Origin of the sequence: Variovorax sp. PBL-E5 (assembly GCF_901827185.1) — a bacterium.
Classification (GTDB): domain Bacteria; phylum Pseudomonadota; class Gammaproteobacteria; order Burkholderiales; family Burkholderiaceae_C; genus Variovorax.
Map to the genome: position 1 here is coordinate 448573 of NZ_LR594672.1, position 14494 is coordinate 463066.

Annotated in this window: 3 protein-coding genes; 2 read left to right on the forward strand and 1 reads right to left on the reverse strand. The window is 63.7% G+C overall.

What is annotated here, in order from left to right; all coding sequences use genetic code 11:
- Nucleotides 1-92 precede the first annotated feature (92 nt).
- On the reverse strand, nucleotides 93-3191 hold the full coding sequence (locus WDLP6_RS29965; RefSeq protein WP_162570916.1) for an error-prone DNA polymerase: 3099 nt from the start codon (nucleotides 3189-3191) through the stop codon (nucleotides 93-95).
- A gap of 297 nt (nucleotides 3192-3488) precedes the next feature.
- Here WDLP6_RS29965 and WDLP6_RS29970 point away from each other — a divergent pair, with 297 nt between their 5' ends.
- Nucleotides 3489-4511 carry a helix-turn-helix domain-containing protein gene (locus WDLP6_RS29970; RefSeq protein WP_068674082.1) on the forward strand — a complete coding sequence of 341 codons (1023 nt, stop codon included), beginning with the start codon at nucleotides 3489-3491 and terminating at the stop codon, nucleotides 4509-4511.
- Between the two features lie 309 nt (nucleotides 4512-4820).
- Nucleotides 4821-14468: a choice-of-anchor D domain-containing protein gene (locus tag WDLP6_RS29975; RefSeq protein ID WP_162577721.1), complete on the forward strand. Its 9648-nt coding sequence runs from the start codon at nucleotides 4821-4823 to the stop codon at nucleotides 14466-14468.
- Nucleotides 14469-14494 lie beyond the last annotated feature (26 nt).

Sequence of the window (14494 nt, forward strand, 5' to 3'; positions counted from 1 at the left end):
TCCCCAACATCGCGGATTGCGCTCGAGCTATTCCCGCGGGTGCGGATGTCCCTATCGATATAGCTCAGCGGTTTAGCCGTGGCATTGAGAAATCAATGGAAGTCCCTGGAAGTGGTTCGCAGTCGACCAAGTAATGGTGTCAGGTCCTTCAACCGCTCTGCGACTAGGCTCCGGAGCTCACCTTCGCGCTGCCAAGTGCCCTTGACGGCAAGTAGTCGGGCGTTCAGCAGCTCCTGCCTCTGCGCCTCCTTGATGCTGCGCCAGGCAATCACCTGCACCACGCCGGTCTCATCCTCGAGCGATACGAAGATGACGCCGTTCGCCGTCTCAGGCTGCTGCCGCAGAGTGACCAGTCCGCAATAGCGCACCTCCGCCCCGTTCTCAACGTCCTGCAGGTCGGCGGCCGTGGCCAGCCCCCGTTTTGCGAGCAACGGTCGAAGCAGCGCGAGTGGATGGCTGCGCAACGTCAAGCCCGTCGCAGCGTAGTCGAACATCACCTCTTCACCCTCGGGCGCCGGCGCCAGCTCCAGGACGTCTTCGTCGACGCGCGCCTCCTGCAGGAGCTCGGGCACAGAGCGGAGAGCCGCGGCGTCCCAGACCGCGACCCGCCGGTGGCCGCTCAGCGACATCAAGGCATCTGCGCTTGCGAGCAACTTCATCTCAGCCAGCTCGAGCCGCGCCCTCCTGGCAAGGTCCTCAGCATTGTCGAACGGCCCTCGCGCGCGTTCATCGACGATGCGCTGCGCGGATTCCCACCGCAGCCCTGCGAGAAGCCGAAGTCCAAGTCGCACCGCCGGCGCATGCGGGAGGTCTTCAAGCGTGCAGTCCAGGTTGCTGTGCATGACGTCGGGCGGCCGGACGACGACTCCATGCCGCTTGGCATCCTGTACCAGTTGGCTTGGGCTGTAAAACCCCAATGGCTGGGAGTTCAGCATTGCGGTCAGGAACTCTGCCGGGTGGTGCCGTTTAATCCACGAGCTCGCATAGACGAGGAGGGCGAACGACGCCGCGTGGCTTTCGGGAAATCCGTACTCGCTAAAGCCCTTGATTTGCTCGAAAATCTGCTCGGCGAACGCCTTTTCATAGCCCCGCGTCGTCATGCCCTCGACGATTTTGGAATGGTACTTTTCCAGACCGCCTTTGCGCTTCCAGGCAGCCATTGCTCGGCGGAGCCCGTCCGCCTCCCCGGCGGTGAACCCCGCGGCAAGCATCGCAATCTGCATTACTTGCTCCTGAAATACGGGCACGCCCAACGTGCGGCCAAGCGCCTCCTTGAGCGCTTCACTTGGATACGTCACGGGCTCGAGCCCCTGCCGACGCCGCAGATACGGGTGCACCATTCCGCCGACGATGGGCCCGGGGCGCACGAGCGCGACTTCGACCACCAAGTCGTAGAAACACCGAGGCTTCAACCGCGGCAGCATGCTCATCTGCGCGCGGCTCTCAATTTGGAAGACTCCGACGGTGTCCGCGCGCGAAATCATCTCGTACGTCTCGGGGTCCTCCGCCGGGATGTCCTGCATCGCGAATACGAACCCCTTACGCTGACCGATGAAATCCAGGCATTTGCGGATGGCGGTCAGCATGCCCAGAGCCAGGCAGTCGACCTTGAGAAACCCCAAAGCGTCAAGGTCATCCTTGTCCCACTCCAGGACCGTTCGGTCCTTCATCGAGGCGTTCTCGATTGGAATCAGCCGAGACAACGCCGTCCTTGTGAGCACGAACCCGCCGGTGTGCTGGCTGAGGTGCCTTGGGAACCCTAGCAGTTGCCCTGTAAGCAACATCAGCTGGCGCACCTTCAGGTCATCAAGCGACAGGCCTAGTTCCACTAAACGCTCCGGCATGACCGCCTTGCCGTCAAACCACTGATGATTCTTGGCAAGCTGGTCTACCACCTCAAGGTCAAATCCCAGCGCCTTGCCCACGTCCCTCACCGCACTCTTGGGCCGATAGCTGGTCACCACACCGGTGATGGCGGCACGGTCGCGTCCGTAACGCCGGTACAGGTACTGGAGAACTTCTTCTCTACGCTCGTGCTCAAAATCGATGTCGATATCCGGCGGCTCATTCCTTTCCTTGGAAATGAAACGCTCAAAAAGGACGCTCATGCGCGCTGGGTCGACCTCAGTGACGCCCACGCAATAGCAGACGACGGAATTGGCGGCACTCCCGCGCCCTTGGCACAGGATGTTGCGAGACCTCGCGAACTGGACGATGTCAGCGACGGTCAAGAAGTAATGCTCGTACCGGAGCTCCTGAATCAATGTCAGCTCGTGCTCAATCTGTAGCTGGACCTTCGCCGGCACCCCTTCTGGCCACCGTCGGCCGGCGCCCTCGTAGGTCAGGCGCCGCAAATAGGAGGAGGGCGTCTCCCCGTCCGGCACCACTTCGTCGGGGTACTGGTATCGAAGCTCCTCGAGGCTGAATTGGCAGCGCGCGGCCACGTTGAGCGTCTCTGCAAGCAAATCCTCCGGGTAGGTTTGCGCCAGCCGAAGACGCGTTCTTAGGTGCCGCTCTGCGTTTGGCTGAAGGTCGAGGCCGCACTCCGTCAGCGGGCGGCCAACTCGCGTAGCGGTCAGTACGTCCTGGAGTGGTTTCCTGGAGCGAACATGAAAATGAACGTCGCCGGCGGCTACCAAGGGAATTGCCGTCAGCTCGCTCACCTGGCGGAGTCGGTACAACCACATCTCGTCGTCGATGAGGCGCAGAAGGTCGACGCCGAACCAGCAACGCCCCCGGAACTCTGACAGGAGCCAGCGTCCTGTTGTCTCCAGCTGTTCCGGGGTCGACATCCGCTTCGGGCAGGCGACGACGACGCAGTCCTCAAGGGCCGCGGCGGTCAGGTCTGCGAACTGCAGTTCGTATTTTCCCTTCTCTGAGCCACGCCGAAGCTTGGTGATGAATTCACAAAGGTTCCCGTACCCGTTCAGGTTGCACGCAAGGACGAGCAACGTGAAGGGGTGGCCGCAAGCAACCTGGACCTGGGTTCCGACCAGAAGCTTGAGGCCGTGCTCCTTGGCAGCAACGTGCGCGCGCACGATGCCCGCCAGGCTGCACTCGTCAGCGATTGCGAGAGCGGAATAGCCAAGCTGCGAAGCGCGCTCCACCAGCTCCTCCGGTTGGCTGGCGCCGCGCAGGTAGGTGTGATTGGAGACGCAGCGCAGCTCGGCGTAAGCGGGAAGGGCGGACATTGCCGGCGGCCAGGATACTGGATGGCCGTACAGTATCGCACAGCTTGCAGGCCTGCGGCATCGGACCGGGACCGCGCCTGCGCGGCCTGCACGGGCGGTTCGACGGGCGCGATGGCGGCAATCAGATTGGGCCATATCGGGCCTGAGAAAAACCAGGTGGCGCCGGCGCCACTACGGTGCGGCTAAATCTAAAATGCTTGCATCTGATACTGATGGTGCTCGTTCAAGCACTGTCGTACAATAACCCCAAGCGCCGCAACCGCAGCGCATTAAATTCAATGTAGTTTCGAGGACCCAATGCCCGCCACCGCCAACCAGGTCGATGCAACCTCCCGCAAGCGTAAGCTTGACCTCGCCGACCGCCTAGAGCTGGGCGCGCGTCTGCGAAAGCTGCGCGAAGCGACTGGCAAAACCACGCTCGAAATTGCCGAGGAGGTCTTGGGCTATCAGGGCAGCCATGCCGCTGTTTCCCGCCTCGAGCGAGGCGTCTTCTCCGTTGTCAACCTCGACCACCTCGACAAGCTCGCGTCCCGCTACGCCACGGACTCGGCCACTCTGCTCAAGGGCACTGGCGATGTCGAAACCGCGGCACTGCCTGAGGTCACAGGGGAATGGTCCTTCGACGACATCGCGCCTGGTATCCATTTCCGCCTGCGAGACCTTCGGCAAGCGCTCGGCCTTTCCAGGGCGCAGATGGCGACGCGCCTCGGCCACAGCACCGCGACAGTCCTGAAGGGGTGGGAAGAGCGCCTCGCCACCCCTCGTCCCGACACGATTCTCCGTATTGCCACCGAGTTCGGCGTTTCGGGTAGTTGGCTCATTCTTGGCGCCAAGGGAAAGGCCCCGCGGCCGACTCAATCGATGCGCCTGCGCGCACTTCGTCATGCTTCCGACGTCTCCCGCAACCAGCTTGCGATGAAGGTCGAGCCGCTCGATTTTCAGGGACTGCGCACTGCTATCAGCCACGCAGAATCCGGCGTGCGCGGCTTGCCGAGCGACCGCCTGCAGAGCATTGCAAAGGCCTTTGACGTGCCGGCTGACTGGCTTGACCCCGAAGGCCTGCGCTACGCGCCAGCTACCCCCATTGACGCCCCGGCGCAATCCGAAGCGGACTACCTCGCGGGCCTGCCTGCCACGGTCAGAAGTCTTGTCAACAATCTCGTTGCCATGTTCACAACCGGCTTGCTCGACAGTGGCGACGTCGCCTCTGTCAACAAGGAGCTGTCGCGTCGTGCCTGGAAGCGCGCAACGCCCTCAACGGCGCCAGTCAGCGGCGCGCAAGTCGGGGACGTGCGGCGCTCCCGCATCGTGACCGCCTAAGGCCCCTACCGACTTCAGGCACAGGCGGCCACCGACCTCCGGAAGGCCCAAGGTCGCCGCAACGGCCCCTAACACCCTGTGGGGCGAGGTCTTGGCACCGCGCGCTTCAGTACCGCCGCCAACTCCTCGCCAAGAGCTCGTCGCGCGTGCGCAGGCCGCCCCGAACGAGGGACGCGGCTGTGCCCTCTCTGCGCGCCGCGGATGGGCCTGAAAAGAAGGGGCCTAAAACCCCGCACTAGACGGTCCCTGGCTATAGGCCCAAAGCCCCCGGAATCCGTCAGGGGGCCGCTGTCCGAACTGTCTAGAAAAATGCGTCCGTCCTTCAAGCGCTTCGTCTGCGCGCTCCTCAGTGCAACCATTGTCCTCCAGCCCGCGCTCAGCGCAGCCGCGTCCGATTTCCGGTATCGCATTCCAATCGACATCAAGCTGACGGGCCAGGCTGACCTGGAGATTCAGCCCGAGCTCACCGATTTTGGGGACGTGGCTCGCACCCAAATGCGGACCTTGCCCGTCAAGGTCGTCAACCACGGGGGCGGCGCCGCCACGGACGTGACCGCGGTCGCCACGGCTCCTTTCGCCGTGGAGAAGACCTGCTCAACCGTGCCGGCACATGGCGAGTGCACCATGCTGGTCAGCTTCATGCCACAAGAGGCCGGCCCACAATTCGGAAGCCTGGTGCTCCAGGGCTCGAACAGCCGCGCCGAGGGCTCTCTCATCGGCAACGCCGTACGTCTCCTCACGGACCTAGAAATCTCGGAAAACGGCTGGAACTTCGGCACCTGGAAGCTCGGCACGACGAGCACGGTCAAGCAGCTTGCAGTCAAGAACGTCGGGAATGTCCCTGCCATCATCAGCCAGATGTACTTCCTGGACGGGGGTTCCGACTTCAAGGTGAGCCACAACTGCAGCACCAGCCTCAGCCCAGGCGCCGCATGTATTGTTGCCGTGAACTTCATACCGACCGCCATGGGGCAGCGCGTGGGCGCGCTCCGCGTGAAGAGTGGGGACGGCAGCATCCGTGACGTTGGGATGCTCGGCTTCGGCGGCGACCACACGGACCCCAGCGAAGGTGCCGTGGACGGCCGCTTGTCAGCCCCCGACTCCGTCTCGCTTGGCGACGTCGTTGTCGGTGAAGCGCCGGCGACGAAGACCATCACCTTGGCCAACGCCGGAACCAAGGAGCTCACGCTGGGTTCGCCCACCTTGGGTGGCCCAGACGCGGCTTTGTTTTCGTCCAGCTCGACCTGCGGGGCAACTCTTCCCGCGTACGCTACCTGCCAGCTCGCCCTCGCGTTCTCGCCTGCCGTGGTCGGAACATTCAGCGCTCAACTGGCCATCCCGACGGGCGCCGGACAGACCACGCTCACCAAAACTGTCGCTTTGTCTGGCAAGGGCGTCTCGTCTGCCGCCAAGGGCCAACTCAGCACGAACATGTCCGAGGTCGACTTCGGCACGACAACGCTCGGCACAGCGGTGAGCCGCGTCGTGCGCGTGACGAATGCTGGTCCGGACGTCGCGGAGGTCACGCACACGTACGCGACGAACTCGGCGAACTTTGTGGTCACGACCGGCTGCACCGCGCCGCTGGCAGCCGGGGAATACTGCGACCTGACCGTGCAATACACGGCCAGCTCCGTGGAACGGTCCATCGGCGACCTGGTCATCGCCTCCCAGGCCGGGCAGAACCTGCTCGTTCACCTCAAAGGGCATGTGCCTGCACCCGTGCTGGAAGTTGCCCCCGGCTCACTCCAGTTCGAGGCGATGTCGCAGGGGGACACCTCCAACTATCAAGAGGTGACGGTGACGAACGTCGGCTCCGCGCCGCTCGAGGTCACGAACGTCGGCCTCGCCAGCACGGTGGAGTTCAACCAGGAAAACAGTTGCGGGTCGCCGTTAGCCCCTGGCGCATCCTGCGCGGTGCGCGTGCAGTTCACGCCAAACGGGAGTGGCACTCGAGAAACCGAGCTGCTCGTTGTTTCGAATGACCCGGTGAATCCGGCCGCCTCCGTGTCCCTCAGAGGCGTTGGCCTTAGCAGCGAGTTGCAATTCACTCCGTCGCGGCTCGCGTTCGGCTCGGTTTCGATGGGTTCGTCCTCCGCGCCCGAGGACATCACCATCTCCAGCGTGGGAGCCGGCAATGCGCTCATTTCTGGCGTGAACATCCAGGGCTCAGGGTTCTCTCAGGTGAACACGTGTGGCGTAAAACTGCCGAAGGGCGAGAGTTGCACCGTAACCGTGACATACACCCCCACCGCAGCGGCCAGCGAAACTGGTTACCTTCGCGTCTACTCGCCTCAGGGAGTCCAGATGGCTTCCCTGAGCGGGGAGGGGTTGACGGCCGACCAGGCGTTGGTCGTCGACAAGCGGTACCTCAACTTCGGGTCCTTCGAAGTCGGCCAAGGCTCCAGCGCTGATATCCAGGTGTCGAATTCCGGCAGCGAAGCGCTCTCACTCAACGCGCCAAGCTTGAGTGGCGCCGATGCAGCCGCTTTCACGACGTCGACGACCTGTGGCGCGACGCTCGCCTCCTCTGAGAGCTGTGTTGTCAGCGTCGCCTTTTCCGCACAGGCCCTGAAGCCGCATGCTGCGGCATTGACCGTAGCGACGGCCGGCGGCGTCCAGCGCGAGGTCCTGCTCTACGGGAAGGGGGTCGACCATGTGCCCGCGGCCGTGCTGACTGCCTCGCCCAACCCGCTCTCCTTCGGAGCAGCAACGCCGGCCAGCCCTGCTACTGCGGCACTGCGCATCTCCAACGCCGGGCCTGAAGCAGTATCGCTGGTCTCCGTGGACTCCACGGACCCGACAAACTTCACGTCAAGCGAGACCGATTGTCGGGAGCCAATCGCCGCGGGCACCCACTGCGACCTTCCCGTACGATTCCTTGCGGGCAAAGACGGCCTGGTAACGGCACAGCTCAACCTGCGCGCCGAGAATCAGCAGCCCCTTGCCGTTGCCCTGACGGGCCAGGGGCCGACGCCGCGCATCTCGGTCGCCCCCACGGCGCTGGACTTTGGGAGCGTGGACTTCCTCGCCACGGCCCCGCAGCAGACCGTGACCGTCCAAAACACCGGCAACGCTCGCCTGGCCCTGAGTGGTGTCGGCATCAGCGGTGCCTTCACCCAGTCGAACACGTGCGGCCCGGAGCTGGCCCCGTCCGCGACCTGCGAAATCCAAGTGGGATTCAACCCCGTCAGCGGAGGAGCACAAGCGGGCACGTTGGTGATTTCGTCGAACGACCCGACGATGCCCACCTATTCGGTGGCGCTCGCGGGTCTCAGCTTGCTCGGCAGCGTCGCCGCGACGCCCACCGAGCTGGCCTTTGGCCAAGTTGCGATGGGCGAGCACGCCGCGCAGGTCGTGTCGATTTACAACCCGGGCCCGGGTGGCGTGGGAATCTCCAGCATCGCCCTGGACGGACTGAACAAAACCGCTTTTTCGTTCACCAGCGACTGCGGCCCTCAACTTGGCAAAGACAAGGCCTGCTCGGTCACGGTGCGTTTCTCGCCGCAGGCAAGCGGTGCTCACGAGGCAGCCCTCGCGGTGGTGCCACAGACCGGCAATCGGCTGACGATTCCTCTGACAGGCAACGGTCCGACCGCCCGTGCATCGGTTGACTCGAACAGCCTCGCGTTCGGCTCGGTCGTGGTTGGCGAAAGCTCCGCTGCCCAGACCGTCATGCTGACAAACGAGAGCACCGGCCCTCTGAACGTCTACGACATCTCGATGGCTACTGGCGCAGAGAGCTTCGGCGTCTCGTCCGACTGCGTCTCTCCCCTGGCAACAGGTCAATCCTGTCCACTGTACGTGTCCTTCACGCCGGCGTCTGGCGGTGCATTGACGGGCGCGCTCCGCCTGAAGACGGCGAATTCCGGCGGCCCGCTGGATGTCGCGCTGACCGGTACAGGCCTGCTGCCGCAGGCCGCACTGAGCCAACCGAGCGTCGACTTCGGCACGGTCTACGTCGGCGGAACCGCTGAGAGCGTGGTGCAGGTGAAGAACACCGGAGCCTACCCGGTCAAGGTCAACTCCATCGGTATCCCCGACAACACCTGGTTTCAGCAAAACAACGCATGCAGCCAGCCCCTGCGAGCGGGAGAGGCCTGCGACATCGCGCTCAATGTCTTTCCGACCACCGCTGGCCCTCAATCGAGCACGCTGACTGTCCTGACCACCGCAGGGACGCTGACGGCGACGCTCGGCGCCACGGGCCAAGGGGTCAAGCTCACGCGCGTGACGCCCTCGATTGCCGACAGCAACGGCGGCACTCTCGTTTCCGTCCTGGGTGCAGGCTTCACCGCCGCGACAAGGATATTCTTTGGCGACGTTGCTGCATCCACCATCCAGGTACGTGGCAGCACGCAGCTGGACGTCGTGGCCCCTGCCCACGCGACTGGCGTGGTCGACGTCACGATGACGAACGACGCGGGCCTCACCGCAACGCTGCCGCAGGCCCTGCGATACGCCGGTGCCCCTGTCATCGCGAGCACAACTCCTGCAACCGGCTCCGTCGCCGGCGGCTGGCCCACCCTCCTGCAGGGCCGAGATTTCGCCGAGGGCATGAAGGTCCTGGTCGACGGGCAAGCCGCTCAAGTGACGTCCGTCTCGGCAGACGGCTCGAGCGCAACAGTCGTCGTGCCGGCGCGGCTCTCCCCGGAGGCAGGCACTGTCGACGTGGTCGCCACCACCGCCGTCGGCAACGGGACGCTCTCCAAGGGGCTGGCCTATGTCCTGCCACAAGGCAAGCTTAAGCTCCTGGGCCAGGGCGCATTTGGCAACATCGCAGTTGGCGCAACCTATGGCCGCATCTTCACATTGACCAATACAGGAGACCTGCCGACGCAGCTGGTGGGCCTCTCCCCCGAACCGAGCGGAACGTTCTCCATTGGCACCAACGGGACCTGCCCAACGGCACTTCCCGCCCCACTCGCGGTCGGTGCAAGTTGCACGGTCGAGGTGCTTGCCTCCAATGCCGCGCAAGGCACGGTCGCCGGCACCCTCACCGCCTCCACGGGTGGGCCTACGGGCACCCAGGTCTCCGTCAGCCTGTCTGCCTCCTTCGTGCAGGCTGACTACGCGCTCTCTGGCACGGCAGGGTCCATGGCCCTCGTCAGCGGCAACTATCCGACCATCATCGCAATGAGCGAAGAGGGTGGCGCGAATGGAACGCAGCAGAAAATCATCTACCTCAACAACGTCCTGAAGGCCGCAGGCACGCGCATTGACGCGGCTACCGTGACCATCACCGGCGCGGATGCGGGGCAGTTCGCTATCACCGAGGTCCGCAAGTCGAGCAACAGCGGCTCGTACAGCTCGAGCGGGGCAAGCATCTCGGGCGACCGCCTCACGGCCACCGGTGCCACGGTTGACGCGGGTTCGGGCACGTACCCGCACCTCGGCGTTGTGGTGACCTTTGCCCCCAAGGCGAAGGGCACGTTCAATGCTCAGTTGAACATTGACTACAACGGGGGGAGCCGAGCACAGCTGCCACTATTCGGCGTGGCCGAATACTTCAGCTACGCCGCGCTCTCTGGCACGGCGTCCGCAAATCCTGTGGTCGCACCCAATGGTGACTTCGGCACGCTGACGTTCAACGACGGCGCAGGGCTCACGTCCGATGCGCTCAAGCGCAAGTTCTTCCTGGTCAGCACTTCCAATGCTGGGAAGCGTCTGCAAGCAACACATCTTTCAATCATCGGCGCCGACGCCGCGAGTTTTGCCATCACCGGGTACTCCTATCGGGCTACCGCCGACGGCACGCTCCCGGCCCAGGACGTTCGCCCCGCGAACATGCGCCAAGGGTCCGTCGCGGAGGCTCTCCTAGTCGAAATTGCCTTCTCGCCCATGCGCGCAGGAGCCCAGGAGGCGCAGCTTGTTGTGGAGCACAACGGCGACAACGCGCAGCCAGCCGTCGTGAACTTGACAGGCACCGGCGCGTATGACGTCTCCGTTCAGGCCTCGGGCGGTCCATTCATCGCGGACATTCCGCCATTCCCTGTCACGGGCGTGGGCGCGAGTTCGACCCTGGACACCTACGTCCGCAACACCGGCACCTTCGGTCAGGTCACCTGGAAGTCGATTCAAATCGTCGGCTCGCAGGCCTTCTCGGTCAAAGGGGTGAGTCTCACGAACACGGGTAGCACGAGCTCAAGCGCGTTGCAGGCGCAACCGGCCTCGACGCGCTACGTGAACATGAATCTCGTGGGCGCTGACGCCCGCACGATGGGTCTGTCCGACCTGCGTGCCCTGCTCGCGTTCTCTCCCACGACCACCGGGGTGCAAACGGCAACGGTAACGGTGTTTCATGATGGCCCCGGCGGAAAGACCACTTACACCCTGACGGGTGAAGGTCGCCGTGCAGCGGCAGCCCTCTCCTCGACGGCCGCCGCGCCCTATGTGCCCGCCAGCGGCGACCTTGGCGTTGCTGGGTTCAACGCCCCCGGTGATGCGAGCAACGGTTCCGTCTCGAAGACCCTGAATGTGGTAAATTGGAACACGCTGGGGCTGCTCAGGGTGACGCGTCTGCGCATTACGGGCGCCGATGCGTCCGCATTCGCCATCGAGTCGTACCCGAATCAGCCGGGGGGCTACGTCCCATCGCCCGATGTCTCCCCGGCCGCAATGGTCCAGGGCACCGCTTCGGCTTCTCTGCCGTTCAAGGTCAAGTTCTTCCCCGTCAAGCTCGGGGCGCACGAGGCAAAGCTCGAGGTCTACCACGACGGAATGAATATCTCGCCCGTTGTGCTGCCCTTGTCTGGCACGGCCTCGCGTGATGTGATGCTCGCCGTGTCCGAGGGCACGAGCGCGACCATCGTTGAGCCAACGCCGTTTGCCGACACCCTTGTTGGCAACACCTCGAACGAAAGGTCGTTCTACCTCCGGGCAACGGGTTCCGCGGGTGCCGTGACCTACACAGGTGCCTCAATCGAGGGGACAACGGACATTGCACTCACCGGTTCCGGCCTGGTCCGCCAAGGCGGAACGGCTGCCGTTGCATCGGCGTTCTACAGCCGGGTCGCCAGTGCCGAATTCAACTACGTGGGCGCGAACGTCGCTCCTACTGGCGGCTACACGGACCTAGTCTTGAAGTTCACCTTCCAGCCGTCCAGCCTTAGCCAGCAAGTGGCAAAGGTAACGGTGACCCACAACGGGCCTGGCGGCAAGACGACGTTCTTGTTGACCGGCAATGGCGTGCAGCCCATTGCGGCCCTCTCAGCGGCCAGCGCCCTGGCGGCCAATCCCGCGCCACCAATTTCTGACTTTGGCGTGGTGTCGTACAACGCGAGCAATCCGTCACCCACCCCCACCACTCTGACGAACTACGTGGTGAACACCGCCGGCGTCGGTAGCCTGCGGGTGAACCGCATGGTCATCACCGGCCCCGATGCGAGCAGCTTCCAGTTCACGAGTTGGACAGGCCAGGGGACGGCTCCGGCTGCGAACGACGTAACCCCGATAGGCATGGTCCAGACCACCAGCACAGGGCCTCACTTCAAGGTGACGTTCCTCCCTGCACACATGGGCGTGCACACCGCGCAGGTCGCCATTTACCACAACGGGGGCAACACGAATCCCCTGGTCCTGCCAATTTCCGGCACGGCGGCGAGCGATGTTAACGTCACGGTGAGCGACCTCGCCACTTCCGTCCAAGCCCCGGCGCCGTACCCTGTGACAGTTGCTGGAACCACGGCGAGCAAGCTCATCTATCTCCGCGTCACTGGAACGAAGGGCCAAGTGACCTACACGGGCTTCAAGGTTGAGGGCTCTCCAAGCTTTGGGGTGACTAGCTCGTTGAACAAGTACCCCAAGGGCACGACCAGCTATGGCGGCATCGTCAAGAACTACAACCCTGATGTCGTTCGTGAAGATGCGTTCTCGTGGGCGGGCGAGGATATCAGCAAGTCCGGAGCCGTCACGGACCTGGGCATCACGGTGCGTTACGCGCCCACCGAAGTTGGCACTGAGACAGCCAAAGTCACGGTTTTCCATACGGGCCCAGGGGGTAAGACCGAGTTCCTTCTCTCTGGCAGCAGCATTAAGCCCATCGTGCAGTTCTCTGGTACCAATGTTTCGAAGCCTACGGCTGCATCGGGCGACATGGGGGTCGCGACTTACAACGGCCCGACCGGTGCGGCAGCAGGCACGGTGCTGAAGGACCTCTACCTCGTGAACACCAACAAGGTCGGCTACGCGAGCGTGCCACGCATGCGCATCGTCGGCGCAGATGCATCTGCATTCACGTTCGCGACCTGGACAAACTACTCGAGTGCAGAAAACACAGGCCAGGATGTTTCGCCCACCTCGCTGAAGCAGAACAACGTCAGCACCAATCTGAACGTGCGGCTGCAGTTCAAGCCAACCAAAGCAGGGGCACACGCCGCGCAATTGCTCATCGACCACAATGGGGCTAACACGTCGCCCTTGACTTTGGACCTCTCCGGGGCGGGCGAGCGTGACGTGACGGGAGTCTTCGCGACGGTGGACTTTGCTGACAACGGACTCATTCCGGATTTCGCACCACAGGCCAGCATTGCCAACAGTGCGTTCGGTTCCAGCACGAAGCTTGTCAACCTTCGGGTCGCCGGGTCCCGCGGACGCGTCACCTACAGCGGCTTCAAGGTCGAAGGCTCGCCGGCCTTTGCGGTCACGACGGTCTATGCTGTCCATCACACCGGTGCGTCGAAGACGCAGCTCTTCACCTACGCCGCGCCAGGCGTGACGGAAGGCGCCGCGCCGTACGTCGGCGCTGACGTTGCCGGCGGAGCCGTTCTTAGTGACTACGGCCTCAACGTGACCTTCGCCCCGACCACCCTCGGCGCGCATACGGCGACATTGACCGTCTTCCACGACGGGCCTGGGGGCCAGACGTCGTTCCGCGTGAACGGTGCGGCTCAAACAGAGATGCAGCTGTCATCGCGTCCCGACATTGCCGACTATGAGTTTGGTGCCTCGCTGTCGAGCATGGCACAAGTGTCCGCGCCCTTGCCTGTGTACATCCGGCGCACCACCGGCACGACACCTCTCCAAGTGGGTACGGTCGAGCTCAGTGGGCCGGATGCAGACCAGTTCTCCATCTTGTCGGTGGTGAACGTGACGGACAACGCTGGTACGCAGGGTACCAGCCTGTGGAGTGATTCGCAGGGTGCCCAATCAGCAGCCGTGAACGCTTCGCTGGCCGGCGCCACTGGGGCAGTCAACGTGGTGTACCGGCCATCGCGCACGCCAGGCGCAAGCGGGCACACTGCGACGCTGACGGTCAGCAGGGCCGGCTTCGCCTCGCAGAGCGTGCAGCTCACGGGCTCCGTGGCTTCGGACGGCCAAGGCTTTGCCCGCTTCCGTCCCAAGGCCTCGTGGAACCTCTCGCAAGACAATCTGATTGCCACAGCTGTTTCTCCCAACTACGTGGGCATCGGGCCAGCCGGCGGGATTCGCGCCGGCAAATGGTACTTCGAGGTGACGGATGCATCGCCACCGCCTGTGGTCAACCCGACGACGAATGGCGACGGCTCGCGCAACTACTACACCTACGCGACGAATCTGATGCAAGTGGGAGTTGGCATTGGGAGCAGCACGCCTGGCGCTACCAACACCTTGGCACTCGCCCCAGGAGTGTTCTATGACTACCAAAGCGGAACCTCGCGATACTGGACCCAGTTCAGCGCGGGCTACAACACCCCGGCGGGGTACTCGGTCGCCACCGACGCTCGACTGAAACTGGAGACCTACAAGGCATACGGCATTGCCATCGACTACGACAACCGGAGGTTGGACATCTATGTTCAGACCTCTTCAGGTTGTGCGAAGGCGTTGTCGTATTCCCCGAAGCCCGAGGCTTTGGCTGACACTTCGGCGTGGTACCCCGTCATAAACAGTAATGCGACCAAGTCGATGGTGCTGACCAAAGGTGAGGGCGGCACGTTCCGCTGCAAGCCAGCAGGCTACGAGGCGCTTCGGAATTGAAAGCGCGGCCTGCACGGTATGTCGCG

Excerpts from the sequence above, each read along its gene's own strand:
- WDLP6_RS29970 (WP_068674082.1), top strand. The coding sequence starts at position 3,489 with ATGCCCGCCACCGCCAACCAGGTCGATGCAACCTCCCGCAAGCGTAAG.
- WDLP6_RS29965 (WP_162570916.1), bottom strand. The coding sequence starts at position 3,191 with ATGTCCGCCCTTCCCGCTTACGCCGAGCTGCGCTGCGTCTCCAATCAC.
- WDLP6_RS29975 (WP_162577721.1), top strand. The coding sequence starts at position 4,821 with ATGCGTCCGTCCTTCAAGCGCTTCGTCTGCGCGCTCCTCAGTGCAACC.